A 19,609-nucleotide genomic window follows, 5' to 3' on the forward strand; every position below is an offset into this window, starting at 1 on the left:
GCCAACAGGTGTTAATATGACAACAACCAGCCTGCGGGTTCCCCAGCCCCTGAAAACTGAGCTGTTCAATCGCAGCCAGTTTCGTGCCGACATCACGCTTTCCAGCAGCGCCATCCCCGCCTATAAAAAAGCCATCAGGACTGCCCGTGAGCGGCTGGACCAATGGTTCAGGGAAGAGATGAATATTGAAACACTGGTGAGTGCCCAGACCTGGTTTATGGATGAAATCCTGACCATAGCCTGGGAACACCTGGACTGGACGAATGGCTGTGATATCGCCCTGCTGGCCGTCGGTGGATACGGACGGGGAGAGCTGCACCCTGGTTCTGACATCGACATTCTGCTGCTTCTGTCTGATAACACCTACAATGCCCATAGAGAAAATATTGAGCGCTTCCTCACCCTGCTGTGGGATATCGGCCTGAAAGTAGGCTCGAGCGTTCGCTCTGTTGATGAGTGCGCCCTGCAGGCGAAAAATGACCTCACGATTATGACCAACCTGCTGGAAGCCCGACTGTTATCCGGCCCCGAAACACTGTCAGAAAGATTACAGGCGTACATAAGCCCTGAGCATATGTGGCCCAGCAAAGACTACCTGCAGGCAAAGTTTGAAGAACAGCGGGAACGGCACCGCAAATACGATGACTCAGAATATAAGCTGGAACCCAATATCAAAAGTTCCCCCGGAGGCATTCGTGACATTCATATGCTGGGCTGGATCGCCCTGCGTCATTTCGGTACGAATGATCCAAAAGAACTGGTGGATATTGGCTACCTCAGCGACAACGAATATCAACAACTGAAGCGTTGCAATGCCTCCCTATGGAAAATACGCTGGGGGCTACACTCTATCGCCGGTCGCTGTGAAGACCGCCTGCTGTTCGACCACCAGCGCACTCTGGCCAGCCTGTTTGGCTACCGGGACCATAACGGCTCACTGGCTGTCGAACAGTTTATGCAGGGTTACTTTCGTACCGTGCTGGTGGTTGGTCAACTGAAAGACCTGCTGCTGCAACATTTTGACGACGCCATCCTGAACGCTGGCCTACCCCAGGTGATCACCCCCATCAACGAGCGGTTTCAACGCCGTAACCAGTACATCGAAACCACCAGTCCGACGGTATTCAGCGAGCACCCTCCCGCCATACTGGAAATATTTGTCCTGATGACCAGAGATGCCAGCATCCTTGGCCCCACAGCAGAAACCATTCGCCTGCTCAGGGAGCATCGGCATCAGGTAGACAACGAGTTTCGTAAAGACCCACGTTGCGCCAAACAGTTTATCAAACTGCTACAGGCTCCCTATGCCCTCACTGCCAACCTTCGGCGCATGGCGAGATATGGCATTCTCGGACGCTATCTGCCCGAATTTGGCCGCATTATCGGGCAGATGCAGTTCGACCTGTTTCACACTTATACGGTTGACGCTCATACGTTGCTACTGGTCAAACACCTGCGCAGCTTCACCTACAAAGAAAATCAACAGCGCTACCCCGTTGCCTCTCAGCTGATCCGGGCCATCAAAAACCCTGAACTGCTCTACATTGCCGCCATTTACCATGATATTGGTAAAGGGCGTGGTGGCGACCATTCGCAACTGGGCGCTGTTGATGCCGAGCGGTTCTGTCGTCGTCATGGTTTGAAGCCCAACGACACACGTCTTGTGATCTGGCTGGTCCGGGAGCACCTGACACTCTCTGTCACGGCACAAAAACAGGATCTGTCCGATCCACAGGTCATTCAGGACTTTGCCCGAAAAGTGGGCTCTGTCAACTACCTGAACTTTCTTTACCTGTTAACCGTTGCTGATATCAACGCCACCAACTCAGACCTCTGGAACGGCTGGCGCTCCTCGCTCCTGCAACAACTCTATCGTCGCACACGGCGTATGCTGGAAGGCGACATAAGTAGTCTGAGCGATGTACACGAGCGGGTTGCCGGTGTTAAGGAACGCACCCTGAAAAGACTGGCTGATAAAGCACTGGATCAGAAAGCCATCAATGAACTCTGGTCAACGCTGGGGATAGAGTACTTTACCCGGCACAGCTCCCGGGAAATTGCATGGCACACTGAAAACATCGTGGTACATGACAACAGCAAACCCCTGGTGATTGTTCAGGAGACGGATATTGACCAGCAGGATCTTGGCGGGTCACGGGTATTTATCTATACGCCAGACCAGACCAACCTGTTCGCGGCAGCCGTTGCGGCGCTGGATCAGCTACACCTGAGCATTCAGGACGCTAAAATCATTACCTCATCGGATAACTACAGTATGGACACTTTCACGGTACTGGAAGACGATGGACGCGCTATTGGACACAACCCAAAACGCATCCGGCAAATCAAACATCACCTGCAGTTAATTCTGGACAATACCGACAACTTCCCAGACCTGATCAGCCGCCGAACCCCCAGGAAACTGCGCCATTTTGCCCGCAAACCGGAAGTACTGATCAGTAACATCCCGGGTATCCGTCGTACCCTGCTGGAAATAACGGCCACCGATCGTCCCGGCCTGCTGGCCAGGATAGGCCGCACCTTCATGTCACTTAACCTGCAAGTGCATAATGCCAAAATTGCCACTTTCGGTGAGAAGGTTGAAGATCGCTTTTACATTACCGACAATCAGAAGCAACCCATCAATGATCCGGAATTTGCCAAAACCATTTGCAAGACTCTGGAGGAAACCTTGCAGAGAGCTTCTCAGGTTGACCTTATCCGCTCTCGCTGAGTGTTAATAAAAGGTACTACCAGTGTTGATTACCGGATGACTGATACACAATACCGACAATGGCCACCAGCACAACAGCAGCAGCGGCAATAATCCCCCGGGAACACTCCACCAGCTGCTGAGACAGTGACGGGAGCAGAGTAACATCAATCGACGGGGAGAAAGGCGTTCGGTTACTCAGCTGAGGCAAAGTGACGGAATACCTTACTGACCCCGATGTAACAGTGCTACGCCATTGAGACCTGCCATTGCTGCCGGACCCAGCGGTTTCCACACTGCCCAGTGGTTGAAGCCATCCGTTCCCAACCTGTACTGTATGCCTGTTCAACAGGCAGGGATGATAGCTCACTGTTTCATCAGGAGAGAACGTGGACAGATGCTCGCAAAAATTCCCTGTCAGAATACGCTCGAGGGTATTAACAACATCCGCTAACACACCTTCCTGCAGAGGATCAAAATATTGGGTTGAATCCTGCTGGATTGCGTAGTGCGCATTAAAGAAATGCTCACCCCAGAGCCAACTCATCGGATAACGGCTTCTTCTGGCCGAGTAGGGTAAATCGATTGAGATTGTCCGGTAAGCGTATGCAAACGACAGATTTAGCACAAAGTTCGCAGAGCTTCTGTCATTTCTATGAGCGCTGATGTGGTCACCATTTCCCGTAGTGGAACTGACAGTATCATCCGAATAATGGGTAATAGTGGAAGTACGCCCGAATGGAGTCAGTGTCAGCGTCAGCTCCTGAATATTGTGACTGCCAAGTAGCCGCTGTATTGCATGCAAATACCTCACAACCGCACAGTCGTCAGGGTCACAATGCCCCCGGATGTCGGGCCGGGACGCACCGCCCTGTCCCCTGTCCAGTGGGGCATTACTGGCATTGCCAGCAGGAATAACCAAAGCTGTAACACCATGATCATACCTTATTTGTACCGGCACATCGCCAATGCTCATCACCAATGGCTCTGCCAGCAGCAAAGCCGTAACGTAATCCACAGCCAGCAATAGATGAGAAAACGTTAAGCAAAGCGCCATCAAGAAAATTTTTATTTTTCCAGACATTCTTCATCCTCAGTAACATAATGAAATATAGAACTGAAAGGTAAGATTCAACCAGACTATTAAAGTTCCGGTCTCGCAGAAGAATAGAGCAGAAGCCGGGTGGTTCACGGCTTTATTTTCTTTCACTATGGCATTCATCTTATCTTCGCAACCCCGGACTAACCCACCGACAAAAGTCGCAAACGGTGGTATATTCTTGAATGTCTCTCCCCTAAAAACTGGTTACAGGCGTCTGTCATACTATACTTTTTTGCCAACTGACCCTGATGCGACGAAGAAGGATGACTGCATGCCTTCTTCAGACTAACCGGCATGGAAGCCCTGACCGGATTGAGGGCTACGCCCATGAGTATTGCCAACCGTGTTCACCGCTTTTTCGAGCAGGAACAAATCCCTTATGAAACCCTGCAACACACCAACAGCCACAGTTCAGTTCAGACCGCCATTGCTGCACGAATACCGCTGCACTCACTGGCTAAAGCTGTAATACTGAAAGACGATCTGAACGACTACCTGATGGCTGTCATTCCATCATCCAGTCGCCTGCAAATGCGCCAGGTGCGAAACTTTCTTGATCGTCCGGTAAAACTGGCCAGTGAATCCGATGCCCAGAAACCATTTTCAGACTGCCAGTTCGGTGCTATTCCACCCGTTGCACAGGCTTATGAAATGCCCATGATCTGGGACGACAGACTTAGCCAGGTTTCCGACATCTACCTGGAGTCTGGTGACCATGAAACCCTGCTTCATATCGACCAGAAGGGCTTTCAGCAACTTATGCAGGACACTCCCCACAGCAACCTGTGCAGTCAGCCGAGGCACGACTCAAGACCTGACCCTTATGAATTGTGAATTGTAATTCCAAATCTACAACCTGTAATCGCCCGGGAAGCCAGTATCGCCCTGGCCGACAGCAACACTGTCGTGAATCACGGCCACGAGGCAATTTCTGGAAACAAGAGCTGGAAACAAGAGCCTGCAACTCGGGCAACAGACTCAATTAAGCAAATGTTCGGAACATTTCTTCTGCCTGTTAGTCCAATCTTTCAAGCCGTAGCGCTAATGTTGCTACCACTTTCAAAAATTGCGTCCATACTTGAGAGCTATCATGGAAGCTAAGCTATTAAGTGACACTTGGTTTAACCAGAAAATAAACCAACTCCTGATTAGCCCCTAAGATGAACGCCTGACGACGGCAACTGCAATGAAACAACGATTAAGTCTGCAAAATATTATTGGAATGGGATTCATGGTGTTTGCCATGTTTCTGGGCGCTGGCAACCTTATTTTTCCGCCTATGGCGGGCCAGCTGGCGGGCACCAGCGTCTGGCTGGCCGCTGCCGGATTTCTGATAACCGGCGTCGGTCTTCCGCTACTGGGACTGATCGTTATCGCCAGGGTAGGCGGTGGCTTCAACGAAATCACCAGAGAGCTGCCAAAGTGGCTGATCATTTTAATGGGCAGCTTCGTGTTTCTGGTAATCGGCCCTCTCTACGCTGTCCCCCGCACCGCTATGGTTGCCTACGAAGTGGGAACAGTACCCTTTCTCAATTCGCCTGATGCCCTGTCCCGACTGGCATTCAGCCTGACGTTTTTCATTATCTGTGGTTATCTCTGCCTGAACCCCGGACAGTTGCTGGAATCTGTCGGCAAACTCATTACCCCTGCTCTGATCGCCCTGCTCGCCGTAATGGGTCTGTCTCCAGTCATCATGCCACAGGGAACAATGGTCGAAGCTGCAGGCAGCTATGCCGTTAGCCCCTTCCTGACTGGCTTCCTTGAAGGCTACATGACTATGGATGCTCTGGCCGCCCTGATGTTTGGTGTCGTCATCATTACCAATCTGCGTTCCCATGGCATAACCTCCACCGAGGCTCTGTTCCGCCATAGTGTAGTGACCAGTTTTATAGCGGCAACCGGACTGGTCCTGGTCTATGTATCACTGTTTTATCTGGGAGCCACCAGTCTGGATATTGCACCCAACCCAGACAACGGCGGCCAAATTCTTTCCCTTTATGTCAATGCCCTGTACGGCACCCCGGGCAAAATCCTGCTGGCTGCCGTTGTAGCACTGGCCTGTCTGACGACAGCTGTCGGCTGTATAACTGCCGCCGCAGAGTATTTTGACGATCTATTTAAACCGTTCAGTTACCGGCCACTGGTCGTGGCCATCACCGCCTGCTGCATTGCCTTTGCCAACCTGGGACTGAACCAGATTATTAAATTATTTATTCCTGTCCTGCTGATACTCTACCCTGTCTGTATTGTCCTTATTTTGCTGGGACTGTTGCGGGATCTGTTTGCAAACCCTGTATTGGTTTATCGCTCTACGCTTTCAATTACTCTGATTTTCAGCATTGTTGATGCCATAAAAGAGATTCAGCACCCGGTGGTTCTGATGTTAACATCCCCTTTTCAGATACTGCCCGGGTATGAGGCCAATCTCTGCTGGGTTCTCCCATGCACTCTCTGTGTTTTATTAACAGGTGTGCTGGGCAAAATAATGCCTCAGGGCCCCTTGCAGGAAGATCAGGCTTAGCCGCGGTCATAGGTTCCAGCAAAGTCGCAACCTAAAACCGCTGGCTGTACAATCTTAAAAAATCATCACGTTTGGGCAATGTCAGCTGTATCCCTGTTCAGGCGATTTACATTAAAGAGCCTTAGCCTTATTTTATTGCTGCCCGCTCTAACGGATATGGCTTCCGCCTCTTTTAATTATATTCACGCACGCCGACTTACCCCCTCTCAATACCCTGCCTGGGTAGTAAACGCTATCTGGACAGATTCCGGTCTGGTTATTGCGAACCGCGCTGGCACCGGTGAAATGGCCAAGAGCGTTATAAAGCTACCTCCTGCTGAGACACGGGTAGTACTGGAATTATGCGTAGCCGCCCTCCTGAGTAAAAACGACACTACCCAATTATTGGAACACGGTATTCCTTTTGCTGACACAGCATCCAGCCCCGATGGCAACGTCTATTGGTTTCTTAAAATCAATACGGACCCGCATAAGGCGGTCACTCTTAATCTGGATCTAGAGGTTGTCAGCCACTGCACGTCAGTGGCTATTCAAGATCAGCACTATTCCCACCGCGACTCAATTAAAACAAATGGCGATATACCACCGGTCCTGTCAACCGGGGAAGATTTTCAGGTCAGTTTAAAAGTGGTGGAAGAAGAACAGGCAGGCACCTTCCCCAGAGTGCCTGAAGTCCAGCCCTCAGGAGGATTATCTAACGCAGACAACTACTGGGACAGCGACCCTTCTAAATTCGACAAACCCCACTACCCTGGCGGTTTTTCCAATCCGAAACTACAACCCTTCGATTTGATGGTCGCTTATCTACAAAGCGTCTTTTCGTGGGAACTCATTAACCATTGGTTACAACTGTGGTTTCAGTATGCTGTCCAGCATCTGAATACACCGGAAGAAGCTTTAAGGACACAGGAGAATCATCTTGAAGATTTGTTTCTACTGATTTTCAGTACCGAAACCGGCAACTACCAAATTTATAACCAGCGGCTGTCGGACGGTCATTTTTCAGAAAATCGCTTAGGCTTCCATATTAGTGAACAGGGTGCAGTGTCTCCTTACGCTGAAATTCATCAGACTGTTGAAAGACTTTATTTACCCCTCAGGCTAGTCAGAATTGATTCTGTTACTGGTGATTATGTAGAAGTCACAGAGCGGGTAATCAATCCGGATACACAGCAGGATTCCGACGATATACACCTAGTGTCTTATATTAAAACATTGATTGAACAGGAGGCATTGTTCTGGCGATGCGACTTTATCGGGCTAACATTTTCCGCAAACCTGAAGCAATTAGCACAAAGGCTTCAGGCCAGCATGAGTGGTCACTTTTCATTCCTTCCGGAAGAAACAGCCTCCAATATCAATAACTACCTTTCCTACCTTTTTATCAGCCTTGCCGTTCCTGACGCCCCATCGCGGACTTCACCTTTCAATAGTGTTCGCAGGCAGTTAGGCAGAGCCCTTTACAAGCAGCTGGGCTCAGACAAAACCAGACTACTGATCGGGAAACAGGGGATTGAGTACCTTCAGGCGATTGGCAACCGAATCAGCAATAAGACAACGCTGAAACCAGAAAGCCTGGTAGCTCTTATGACGGTACTGTTCAGTAATCAGGTTGTCCACATAACAGGTACAAGGTCTGGACAGAAGCAACCGGCGAAACCCATAAATACCGGGCTTTTCCGTCAGGTTCCGACCGATCCGCCAGACAGCGAGGGAGTAAAGAAAGCGGAACAGCAAGACATTACGACCCCTCCCGTTGCGACTCTTCACTCACGCAAAAAAATAACAAAGTCACCAAGTGGTGACTCAGACCGGGGCGGCGGCGGAGAAGACCCCTCACATTTCAGAACCTGTCAACACTGTCAGCAAAAGCCCGCTTCTGGTGGCCTTATGCTTTGCCAGGACTGTGCGGCTAAAACGCAAGACACCCAGCCACCCTCCCTTGCTGCCAGCCTCTTCATCCCGAAATCTGCCACACAGCCAGCCCATTACAAAGATACTCAAACATCACTCCGGGAAATGCTTGGCCTGACCCGGGAAAGAAAGATTCACTCAGGTACAGAAAGAGAAGTCTGGCAATATCGAAACGGCGACAATCAGAAATTTGCCGTAAAGGTGTTCATGGCAAATCGTGACAGCAACCTGAACAAAGGTGAGCCTAACGCCCTTCAAATCGACCACCCCAATATCGCAAGAACGCACGCCATGGTGCTTGAAAAAAACGGGGCTTATACTGTCGCGGATAGTATTTCACAGGTCAGTTCTCTCAGTGGGTATGATGGCTGCCAGCCTTTAGCGGTCATCTCCAGCCTGGCAACGGGCTTCAGGTTGAACGATGATCAATTTTTCGAGTTTTTAAAAGCTTATGACGATCCTGCCGGACTAGTCACAGAACTGACCCTTACGCTCTGCAAGGCATTGAAATACTTACACGAAGAACACGCCCTGATGCACAGGGATATCAAGCCAGAAAATATCATCTACAACCCGGTGGACGGAACGATTAAGGTTATTGATTTTGGTACTTCCACAACAATCAGCTCTGAACGCCCCAGGTCTGTCGTCGGAACGAGAGAACACTATGCTCCTGAACTGTTTCACGGCAGGACTCTCGGTGGTTATGACGAGACTGTAGACACCTGGGCTGCCGGTACAGTTCTTATGGAATTACTGACGGGTATGACACCTTTCAATTACAACCGTTGTTATACTGACAGTCCGCTTCTTGAGCCTGAAGCTAAAAGACTGCAGGACACGTCAATTGAAAGGATAAATTTTTTTTCAGCTAAACCAGAAGAATATAAAGTCAGGATGTTACAGCAACACCTTCTTTCACCTTTCAATAAGGACAATATTCCAGCAGAGCTGCTTCATCTGACCGCCAGTATTTTATCCTGGCCGAAAAAACGCCCGAAACTGGATGCAGTTATCGAACAGCTGTCTTATATAAAAGGGCTGTTAGTTCTGAGAAGGTGTGCTGATTTATTTCACGGCTTCTGAAAACCTCAGACACACTGACGGCTAAACGTATCAACGCCGTTAAACCGGAATTCAGTTCATTGCAGATGTTGAACATCGCTCCGCATCGACTTATTTATCCAGTCAATAACAATACAATCCCTACTTGCGTCAACCAACCCTCAAAATTCCAACAGGATTGCGGCTGTTCGCCATTGGCAAGAGTCAGGACTTGCAGTAAGCTGCGCAGTCTTTGATTGTTTGCCAATCATCCATAGGTTCATTTATCTAAATCAACAAGTGTTCCCCATGACCCGTTTCCCGGCAATTACCGCTTTGATCCTTACCGCAGCGGCACTGACTGGCTGCCAGTCGCTCCCCCCAACGGAGCCACCCGCAGGCACAACAAAAACCAAAGAGGATCGACCAAAGGCTGAAAAACCGGCGTCCGAAACTCAGGAACCCCCCCCAGTCAAACAACCTGCTGTAAAACAGGTAGTTCCCACACAGGAAGCCACTATTACGCAAACGTATATTCAGACACCCGCCCATATTGACGGCAAACTGGTGCTGGGATTTGCCGAAGAAGGCAAGCTGCCAGCGCTTGGTCTGACTATGCAGGCAAAAATAGACACCGGGGCTAGTCGTACGTCACTGGACGCACGAAATATACAACAGTTTGAACGCGATGGTCGTCCATGGGTTCGCTTTGAGTTAACTCGCACCAGCAAAGGCACCCAGAAGCTGGAGCTACCAGTACAGGACTTCGTCTATATAAAAATCCCCGATGAAGATCCACAACGCCGCCCTGTTGTTAATCTGACAATCCAGATAGGCAGCCTGACCCAGCCCCTTGCCATATCCCTGAATGACCGCAGCAACTTTGAATACCCAATGCTGGTCGGCCGGGACTTCCTTCAGGATCTTGCCATCGTCGACGTTGGTAAATCTTACATTGCGACTGAAAAACCACTAAAAACATTACGTCGTACCGTACCCAAAGCGTTTGCGCACTCCGTCGCCAGGATCATTTACCAGAAAGTCAGTGTCGCGGGCCTGCCCGTTATTGGCGCACTGGAACAAATTCACCTGGACGGTGTTAATAAACCGCTGCGAGCACGAGTCGATACAGGTGCAAATACATCTTCCCTGGGTGCCAGCGACCTTGAAGAATTCGAGAAAAATGGTCACCCCTGGGTACGATTCAAACTTTTTTCCAACAAACAATCCTTCAACTTTGAACTACCGGTAAGTCGCTACGCCCTGATCAAACGCCATGGCGGTCTTGAGTCTCAGCGACGCCCGGTCGTCAAAATGACAGTCAAGGTAGGTAGCATCAGCAAGACCGCCGAATTCACACTGCGTGACCGCAGTAGTTACGAATACCCCGTCCTGCTTGCAGAACAATTCCTGGCCAACACCGCTCTGGTAGATGTCAGCGAGGACTATATTGCAGACAAACTGCCAAGAGGTAATCAATGAAAGGCCGTTTTCAACTCAGTCTGGCTGTAGTGCTACTTGTCGCACTCGGACTGGGTCTTACTCTTTACAAGCATTTTGCTTTGGGATTTCCACTGCTCCGGGGGGAGACCAGTACGATATGGAGCATTGAAGCCGAAGTGAGCTTCATGGCTGACGGCGGACCGGCTAAGGCCACCCTGACCCTGCCGGATCACCAGTCCGATGTACGTATCCTTGATGAATCCTTTGCTTCTCCCGGGTATGGCATCAACCAGTTTGACGACAATGGTCAGCGACGGGCGGAATGGAGTATCCGCGCAGCCAAAGGCCGCCAGACGCTGTTCTATAAGGTTAACCTGTACCCCGACTCTGTCAGCGACCCGATGAATGAGCCGCCGGTAGAAGACGACACCCTCACCGTAAAACCAAGGCTGCCGGAACCCTATCAGACAGCGGCCAACAGCCTGATCATGTCAGTGACTGAACGTTCTGCCGATGCACGCAGTTTTGCCGGAACCCTGATCAACGAATTTCTGGATCAAAGCCCCGGTCAGAACACCAACATGCTGCTGGGCATGATCAATGATCGTGAAAGCCGCACGCACCTGCTGATCGACCTGCTAACCATGGCCGATATTCCAGTCCGCATGGTTCGGGGCCTGTACCTGGAAGACGGACGTCGCCGTCAGCCTATGCTGGACATGCTGGAAGTTTACACCGGTGATGGCTGGCTGATGTTTGACCCGGTCACTGGTGAATCCGGCAACCCTGCCAATTTCTTCCTCTGGCAACGGGGCGGTAAATCCATGCTGGATGTGATGGGCGGTGCCCACTCAAGCGTTAGCTTCTCCATGATTTCTCAGGCGGTCCCAGCCCGTGACCTGGCTATCCGTAACTCTCAGGCGGACAAGGTGGCTCTGGTTGACTTTTCAATCTACGACCTGCCCCTGGAAGTTCAGAACGCTTTTAAAAACATTCTGCTAATCCCTATCGGAGCACTCGTTGTACTGTTTATGCGGATTATTGTTGGTCTGCGCACATCAGGCACCTTTATGCCGGTGCTGATCTCAGTCGCTTTTCTGGAAACCCAGTTACTGCCGGGTCTGACCATCTTTATCACCATTGTCTCCATCGGCCTGTGGATTCGCTCGATACTCAGCCAGTTAAACATGCTTCTGGTGGCCAGACTGGCAGCCGTTATGATTGTGGTCATTGGCATTATGGGTGCCATGAGCATCCTGAGCTGGAAACTGGGCATCACCCAGGCACTGACCGTCACCTTCTTCCCAATGATTATTCTGGCATGGACCATTGAAAGAATGTCTATCCTCTGGGAAGAAGAAGGCCCAAGGGATGTGGTTATAGAAGGCTTTGGCAGTCTGTTGGTGGCGTCCATCAGCTACCTGCTGATGTCTAACCCAACCGTTGAACACCTGACGTTCAACTTCCCGGAACTTCTGTTTGCCGTTCTGGGTGTTACCCTGATGCTTGGTCAGTACACCGGTTATCGTCTGCTGGAATTGCGACGTTTCCGACCTCTGGCTCAAGGATAAAGGGATAAAGGGATAACGGTTCATGGAAATCATTCGTCGCTCTATTGATCGCTTTATTGACAGCTTTGCCAGGCCTGATCAGCTTCGAAAAGCTGGCATTCTCAGCATGAATAGTCGTAACCTCGACTATGTCATTAAATACAACCCCAGAAAACTACTGCCGCAGGTAGACAACAAACTCACCACCAAGCAAATGGCGCAACAGGCAGGCGTTGCTGTTCCCGAGCTGCTGGGCGTAGTTTCCTATCAGTCCGAGATTAAAAACCTCAGCCAGTTACTGGCAGCCCATGAACACTTTGTGATTAAACCCGCCCAGGGCAGCGGCGGCAAAGGCATTCTGGTGATCACCGGCCGGGACGGTGACCGTTATGTCAAGGCCAGTGGCGACACGCTTGAATTCGAGGATATCAACCGACATGTGTCGAATATTCTTGGCGGCCTGTATTCGTTGGGCGGTAAATCCGATGTCGCCATGATTGAAGCCTTAATTCAGGCGGACCCGGTGTTTAATGACTACAGCTTTGAAGGTGTTCCCGATATCCGCATGATTGTTTTCCGGGGCTTCCCGGTGATGGGCATGCTGCGACTCGCCACCAGGGCTTCCGATGGTAAAGCTAACCTGCACCAGGGCGCAGTGGGTGTCGGACTGGATATAGGTACCGGCAGAAGCCTTCGTGCCGTACAGTTTGACACCCCCATCAAACTGCACCCGGACACCCGTCACAGCTTTGGGCGCCTGCAGGTGCCACACTGGGATCGCCTGTTGGAACTGACCGCGGCCTGTTACGGCATGACCGGACTGGGTTATCTGGGCGTCGATATGGTGCTCGACAAACACCTGGGACCTCTGATTCTGGAACTGAATGCACGACCGGGGCTGGCTATTCAGATTGCCAACGGCTGCGGTATCCATCCCAGGTTGCAGAAGATCGAAGCCATGCCCGACTGGAATATTTCAATACCGGAACGGGTCGTCTTTTCCAAACAGCAGTTCACCAGCCAGCACTTTTCCAGCTAGCACTTTTCCAGCTAGCACTTTTCCAGCTAGCACTGCAAGTAGTTATATCCATACAGCCCGCACTTTTGCGGGCTTTCTGCCTGCTGGCACAATAAAAACAGCTATGTAACAATTAATCGATATAGCCTGATAAAAAACTCACATCATATAGCCACCACGGAAGGAAGCTGCAATGATTAAAAAGGCATACCTGTATCTTCCCCTTGCCGCACACCTCAGTACCATAAGCCTGCTTCTGGTTGCACTGAACGGACATCTGTTCCGGTTGGTTCCCTACCCTTTTGATCCCGACCAACTGGTCTCCATTCTGACCGTGTTAACCATGCTGTCTGCTCTTACCTGCTACCTGAACCTGTTTCGCGTCACTAGACTGACCCAAAAAACCAATATAATCCTTTCCAGCGCAACACTAGTAGCCAGCGGACTGATAATTGCATTTGTCTTTGCGGTTAACGATACCGTTCCATCTTTACCTCTGGTGTTGTTGCTCTGCCTGCAATCGGTGTCTCTGACTCTTTTGCATTTTCTGCTTCAACCCGACCAGAAAGATCAGTCATTCGCCATTAACCTGATTAAAGGGGGCGAAACAAAGCGTAGAGTATTCAGTCAGCATTTCAGGGACAGCCTGCTCCCGATAAGCCAGTCCGGCGACAGCCCGGGTGACAACAATGAACTGACCGAATACATTCTTGCCACCATTGACGCTGCATTAGACAAAACACCAGCCGTTTTGCTTCACCATGAAAACAACGAGTGGCAACTCAGCAGTTACTCAACTAAAGCGAGACAGCAGATTGAAAAGGCGCTGGATCAGTTTGTTTCGTCACTGACACAACTGCTCGACCACGACTCTGATGACCAGGTTCATTTTCAGGATAAACAGGGCAACAGTTTCTGGGGCTTTCATTTAAACGACGATGTAGATCGTCAGCTTTTTCTGGTGCTGCTTCCCGGAAAATATCAACAGGAAACCATTACCCGAAAACAGGCGCTTGACCTGTGCAGCCACATTAAAACTATTTTAAAGGCGAACCAGCAAACCCGCTTCTGGCAATTGCAGGCCAGCCTGGATCCTCTTACCGGTTTGTTGAACCGTAATCATTTCTTCCGGGAAGCGGAACGGCAGATTGAAGCCTGTAAACAGCAGCAGCTACCGTGCAGCCTTTTATTCATCGATATTGATGATTTCAAGCAAATCAACGACCAGTTCGGTCACCCAACCGGCGACAGAATTCTGATTGAGATCGCCCAACAAATCAGGGATAGCCTGCGCCAACAGGATCTGATTGCCCGCTATGGCGGAGAGGAGTTTGTTATTCTGCTACCCGTCACCTCGGCATGGCAGGGAGCCCGGATTGCAGAAAGGGTTCGCACCCGTGTTGAGCAATACCGTACCAGCCCGGTTCCTGTCACCTTCAGCCTTGGGCTGGCGGTAACAGCTGGGAAAGCTGGCAGCCTGAATCAGCTGATCAATGAGGCAGATAACGCTATGTACACCGCCAAGAAACGTGGCAAGAACCGGCTGGAGCTTGGCCCGTCTTGCTCAGACATTCGATTGAGCTGGCCAGAAGGGTAATTACGCAGAATATTATCCTTAAAATTTCAAAATAAAGATGATAATTCTCTATTAATCCAATTGATTTGCATCTTTATTGATTTATATCAAATTAAAGACTTTACCGAAGTTTAGATACGTACTGAAACGTTGTAATATTCGCACTATCTCAAAGGATGTCCGCAGATGTAGTACATCCCCCTATTCGATATCAACCTGCAGTATCGATTCTGTTTAATAGCTAAACAGTCGATAGGTACACAGAATAACAACCAGGAACAATGGATCGAGGGAGTACTAGCAAGGGAAGGTAAGCCGGGGATTTCAGTACACATCCCCAGGCTGAATGCATCGTAATACACGATCCTGATCCAAAGCACACCAACGCCCGTATAGTTGCAGGCAACATGCTCTGCTTATACTGCGTCATGATGCAACGATCAATTTAGTGGTTGCTGGCAGGAAGCCGCCTCTTCCCGGGTCTCGTGGAAACCGGAGTAAGTTTCCCAGAAGATGTCACGAGGAACGTTATGATCCCCGCAGAAGTCATTGACCTGTCGCGCTTTCAGTTTGCCATAACAGCGCTCTATCACTTTTTATTTGTCCCACTGACCCTGGGCATGACCTTCATGCTTGCCATTATGGAGTCGGTCTATGTTATGACCGGCAAACAGGTCTATAAGGATATGACCCGTTTCTGGGGTAAGCTGTTTGGCATCAACTTTGCGCTGGGCGTTGCCACCGGCCTGACCATGGAGTTCCAGTTTGGTACCAACTGGTCTTTCTATTCCTATTATGTTGGCGATATTTTTGGCGCTCCACTGGCTATTGAAGCCCTGATGGCGTTTTTCCTGGAGTCTACGTTTGTCGGTATGTTTTTCTTTGGCTGGGACCGCCTCAGTAAAGTCAAGCATCTTGCCTGTACCTGGCTGATGGCCGTTGGTACCAACCTGTCCGCACTCTGGATTCTGGTGGCCAACGCCTGGATGCAAAACCCGGTTGGCGCTGAATTCAATTTCGAAACCATGCGCATGGAAATGACCAGCTTTGCTGACCTGTTCTTTAACCCGGTCGCACAGGTTAAATTCGTACACACCGTGGCAGCGGGTTATACCACGGGTGCTATTTTCGTACTGGCCATCAGTGCTTACTACCTGTTGAACAAACGAGACATTGGCTTTGCCCGCCGCTCTTTCGCCATTGCCGCCGGCTTTGGCACCGCCGCCATCCTCTCCACCATACTGCTGGGCGATGAATCCGGCTATGAGCTGGGTGACGTGCAACAGGTTAAACTGGCTACTATTGAAGCCGAGTGGGATACCCAGCCAGCCCCGGCCAGCTTTACGGTAATTGGCATTCCTGACCAGAAAAAAATGGAAACCAACTATGCCATAAAAATACCGTACATGATGGGTCTGATTGCAACCCGCTCTTTCGATGAACAAGTTCCCGGCATCAAAGACCTGATTGCCAATAAGGTGGTTCGGATCGAAAATGGCAAAAAAGCGGTTGCACTTCTCGACAAATTAAAAACGGATGGCGGCGACACACCTGAAAATCGTGCCGCTTTTTCAGATGTCGTAGATGACCTGGGTTATGGATTGCTGCTGACTCGTTACACCGACGATATCCCCAATGCGACTCCTGCCATGGTTAAACAGGCTGCACATGACGCCATTCCGACCGTCTGGCCGCTGTTTTTCTCATTCCGCATTATGGTTGGCTGCGGCGTGATGATGCTGCTGCTGTTGTTGACGGCCTTTTATAAAACTGCCCGTCGAACAGAATACAAGAGTAAGCTGTTCCTGAAACTGTGCCTGTGGTCGCTCCCCCTACCTTTCATTGCCAGTGAAATGGGCTGGTTTGTCGCCGAGTATGGGCGTCAGCCATGGTCTATTTCCGGCATTCTGCCCACCTACCTGTCGGCCTCCAGTCGTACAGTAACTGACTTGTATCTCAGTATTGCCGGTTTCACCCTGTTCTACAGTATTTTTGCGATTATCGAAGTCTGGCTGATGGTGAAATTTGCCAAACAGGGTCCAAGCAGCCTGCACACAGGGTGCTATCATTTTGAACGACCACAAGCCGTTACTGACAATGTACTTTCTGCACAACAGGCATAGGGAACCACGCCATGGATTATGAAGTATTAAAATTTATCTGGTGGGTTCTGATTGGCGTCCTGCTGATCGGCTTTTCCATCATGGATGGCTATAACATGGGAACCGCCAACCTGCTGCCTTTCCTGTCTAAAGATGACACTGAGCGTCGAATCATGATTAACGCCGTTGCTCCTCACTGGGACGGCAACCAGGTGTGGCTGATCACCTCTGGTGGTGCCCTGTTCGCTGCCTGGCCTATTGCCTATGCAACAGCATTTTCCGGTTTTTACTGGGCTATGGTACTGGTATTGTTTGCCTTACTGATACGCCCCATGGCGTTTGATTACCGCTCCAAGCTCGAAGACCCAAGATGGCGAAATGCCTGGGACTGGGGTCTATTTGTCAGTGGTGCCGTACCCACGCTGGTATTTGGTGTTGCCTTTGGCAACCTGTTCCAGGGCTTTGGTTTTGAACTGGACAGCACCATGCGCTCTACATTCTCTGAGCATTTCTTTCACCTGCTAAATCCGTTTGCCATTCTCTGCGGTCTGGTCAGTGTCAGTATGCTCACCACGCATGGCTCTGTCTGGCAGAAACTGCGCGCCGGAGATCCTATTAAGCAACGCGCTTCTACTGTCGCTCGCTATGCAGCGGTTATGACACTGGTTCTGTTCACCATTGGCGGATTCTGGGTTGCAAGCATTCCCGGCTACGAAGTCACCAGCCAGCTGGATCCTGCAGCGGTTTCAAACCCACTGAACAAAACCGTTGCCATTGTCGAGTCAGGGCGCTGGATGGCTAACTACAGCCTTTATCCCATCACCCTGATTGCACCTGCGCTTGCTTACCTTGGCAGCATTGGCGTTGTACTTCTGGCAAAAAGTCGTTTTGCCGGTTTAACGTTCGTCTGCTCAAGCCTTACCCTGGCAGGTGTTATCCTGACAGCTGGCTTCTCACTGTTCCCGTTCATCATGCCATCCAGCACGATGCCAGATGCCAGCTTGACGCTATGGGATGCAACATCCAGCCATCTGACACTGAGCATTATGACGTTTGTTGCGGCCATTTTTGTTCCTATCGTACTGGGTTACACCATCTGGTGTTTCTACCATCTCTGGGGACGGGTGACCGCTGAACATATTACTGAAAATAACCACTCACTGTACTAAGGGAGTTAAACTATGTGGTATTTTGCCTGGATTCTTGGAGTACTGCTGGCCTGTGCTTTTGGGATTATTAATGTGATGTGGTATGAATTTCACGAAATGGATTTTGATAACGATATCAACAACTTACCTGACTGATTTTGCTTTTGGGTCTCAATATCATTGAAACCTACTCAAAATAATTCGTTCCTAATAGCCCTCTATAGAGGCTTAAGGGGTGCTAAGGGGGAGCTTCTGCTCCCCTGCTCTCATCAGCATAAGCCGCCTTCTATACAGCGATTCCAGACTTCCTTACTAGCAACTCTGTCTTTGGCGTACACCTCAGTAAACAGCTTTAAAATAAGCCCTTCTTAAAAGTACTAATGTGCTAAAAATATACATTCTGTACACTGGTACTTAGACCTTCTATGTTCTTGTACGTCGCCAGCCTGATAACCACAAGCTGGTACAAAAGTACTATTTAGGTAAATAAGCCAAAATAGAAGCAATAAAAACCTATCAGAGAAAGATCATGACAAAAGCAAAGAATGAGCAGAAGAAACCCACTGCAATGAAAGCGGAAGGCAAAAGCAAGAAAGAGAAGTTCATTGAGCTAGCAGAAACCCGGGTTCCCAAAGCCCTGAAACAGATCGGAATGGTGGGTAACCTGTCAGACAAGACCAAGTTCGAGTACACCAATAAGCAGATCAAGCAGATTGTTGATGCCCTGACAGAGTCACTGGATCGGATGAAGGCAAGGTTTGAGAACGGAGAGGCGCAGGAGGAATCGTTCAAACTGTCCTGATTGATCAGGAAAACTGAAGCCCCACTCCGGGGCTTTTTTTCAGGCTACCGCTTTATATATCAGGAAATCCATAAACTCCGGCGGTCTGTTCTTTTCAGCCACAAACTCGGTCAGCTCATCAGACGACAGCTCCCACAGTGGCGTAAAGCTCAAATCACCACCAGCCCTCTGAACCGGATCATAATAACGATCACCAACACGAATCACCGCTTGTTCTAACGGCATTCGATACAGCCCATAGCCCAACACGCAAGCCAGGTCGTTATAACCTTCCATTTCCAGATTGAAGATCGTATCAGCCACGACCTGAAAGCTATGCCCGCCTGAGCCCGGCACGCCCAAACAGCACAAGGCTTCGGGCAAAGGTTGAACGATGATGTCTTTGAGGGTAACTGCTACTCCGAGTGATTGAAGGTACTGCCTGATGGTGTCGGTCATCATAGCACTGTCCGTGTGTTTCTTATTTTTTGGGAAAGCGTTCACTCTGTGGGTCTTGATGTTCCGTAGTGGACATGGTGACTCTGGTACGGCTTTGACGCTGTGAGGTTATTAGATTATTGCTGTATATCCATACAGTCAATAATTTTCTGTATTTTTACCTCTACTGATAGGTATGGGTTCTGGGTAGAATGGTCTGTTACAACTTCTTATACTGAGCTACTGGGAACCATGCTTC

The 19,609-nt window shown here is 49.9% G+C and carries 14 protein-coding genes; 12 read left to right on the forward strand and 2 right to left on the reverse strand.

All coding sequences use genetic code 11. The features are described from left to right. Window positions 1-16: 16 nt before the first annotated feature. Window positions 17-2,734, forward strand: coding sequence for a [protein-PII] uridylyltransferase (gene glnD, locus NX720_RS25755; RefSeq protein WP_262598469.1), 2,718 nt, complete (start codon window positions 17-19; stop codon window positions 2,732-2,734). 16 nt (window positions 2,735-2,750) lie between these two features. Here the strand turns inward: glnD and NX720_RS25760 are convergent, their stop codons facing one another. Continuing rightward, on the reverse strand, window positions 2,751-3,797 hold the full coding sequence (locus NX720_RS25760; RefSeq protein WP_262598470.1) for a hypothetical protein: 1,047 nt from the start codon (window positions 3,795-3,797) through the stop codon (window positions 2,751-2,753). A 312-nt stretch (window positions 3,798-4,109) separates the two neighbouring features. Between NX720_RS25760 and NX720_RS25765 the strand changes: the two genes are divergently transcribed. From NX720_RS25765 to NX720_RS25815, 11 genes are all read left to right on the forward strand, one after another. Further along, window positions 4,110-4,649, forward strand: coding sequence for an aminoacyl-tRNA deacylase (locus tag NX720_RS25765; RefSeq protein ID WP_262598471.1), 540 nt, complete (start codon window positions 4,110-4,112; stop codon window positions 4,647-4,649). Window positions 4,650-5,001: 352 nt separating this feature from the next. After that, window positions 5,002-6,336 carry a branched-chain amino acid transport system II carrier protein gene (gene brnQ, locus NX720_RS25770; RefSeq protein WP_262598472.1) on the forward strand — a complete coding sequence of 445 codons (1,335 nt, stop codon included), beginning with the start codon at window positions 5,002-5,004 and terminating at the stop codon, window positions 6,334-6,336. 78 nt (window positions 6,337-6,414) lie between these two features. Beyond that, on the forward strand, window positions 6,415-9,336 hold the full coding sequence (locus NX720_RS25775) for a protein kinase domain-containing protein (protein WP_262598473.1): 2,922 nt from the start codon (window positions 6,415-6,417) through the stop codon (window positions 9,334-9,336). 267 nt (window positions 9,337-9,603) lie between these two features. Next, the gene (locus NX720_RS25780) at window positions 9,604-10,776 is read left to right on the forward strand and encodes an ATP-dependent zinc protease family protein (protein ID WP_262601672.1); all 1,173 of its coding nucleotides are present in this window, start codon (window positions 9,604-9,606) and stop codon (window positions 10,774-10,776) included. After that, a complete protein-coding gene (locus tag NX720_RS25785) occupies window positions 10,773-12,308 on the forward strand; it encodes an inactive transglutaminase family protein (RefSeq protein WP_262598474.1) in 1,536 nt (511 codons plus the stop codon). Before NX720_RS25780 ends, NX720_RS25785 begins: the two co-directional genes overlap by 4 nt. Before the next feature lie 22 nt (window positions 12,309-12,330). Further along, entirely contained in the window at window positions 12,331-13,326 is a 996-nt protein-coding gene (locus NX720_RS25790; RefSeq protein ID WP_262598475.1) for an alpha-L-glutamate ligase-like protein, read from the forward strand. Between the two features lie 172 nt (window positions 13,327-13,498). After that, window positions 13,499-14,902 carry a GGDEF domain-containing protein gene (locus NX720_RS25795; protein WP_262598476.1) on the forward strand — a complete coding sequence of 468 codons (1,404 nt, stop codon included), beginning with the start codon at window positions 13,499-13,501 and terminating at the stop codon, window positions 14,900-14,902. Between the two features lie 509 nt (window positions 14,903-15,411). Further along, window positions 15,412-17,004 (forward strand): cytochrome ubiquinol oxidase subunit I, encoded by a 1,593-nt coding sequence (locus NX720_RS25800; RefSeq protein ID WP_262598477.1) that lies wholly within the window; start codon window positions 15,412-15,414, stop codon window positions 17,002-17,004. 11 nt (window positions 17,005-17,015) lie between these two features. Next, a complete protein-coding gene (cydB, locus tag NX720_RS25805; RefSeq protein WP_262598478.1) occupies window positions 17,016-18,152 on the forward strand; it encodes a cytochrome d ubiquinol oxidase subunit II in 1,137 nt (378 codons plus the stop codon). Window positions 18,153-18,164: 12 nt separating this feature from the next. Next, the gene (gene cydX / locus NX720_RS25810; RefSeq protein ID WP_262598479.1) at window positions 18,165-18,287 is read left to right on the forward strand and encodes a cytochrome bd-I oxidase subunit CydX; all 123 of its coding nucleotides are present in this window, start codon (window positions 18,165-18,167) and stop codon (window positions 18,285-18,287) included. A 373-nt stretch (window positions 18,288-18,660) separates the two neighbouring features. After that, window positions 18,661-18,933, forward strand: coding sequence for a hypothetical protein (locus NX720_RS25815; RefSeq protein ID WP_262598480.1), 273 nt, complete (start codon window positions 18,661-18,663; stop codon window positions 18,931-18,933). A gap of 39 nt (window positions 18,934-18,972) precedes the next feature. Here the strand turns inward: NX720_RS25815 and NX720_RS25820 are convergent, their stop codons facing one another. Continuing rightward, window positions 18,973-19,416, reverse strand: coding sequence for a hypothetical protein (locus NX720_RS25820; RefSeq protein WP_262598481.1), 444 nt, complete (start codon window positions 19,414-19,416; stop codon window positions 18,973-18,975). Window positions 19,417-19,609 lie beyond the last annotated feature (193 nt).

This window comes from Endozoicomonas euniceicola, assembly GCF_025562755.1.
In the GTDB taxonomy this organism is placed as follows: domain Bacteria; phylum Pseudomonadota; class Gammaproteobacteria; order Pseudomonadales; family Endozoicomonadaceae; genus Endozoicomonas_A; species Endozoicomonas_A euniceicola.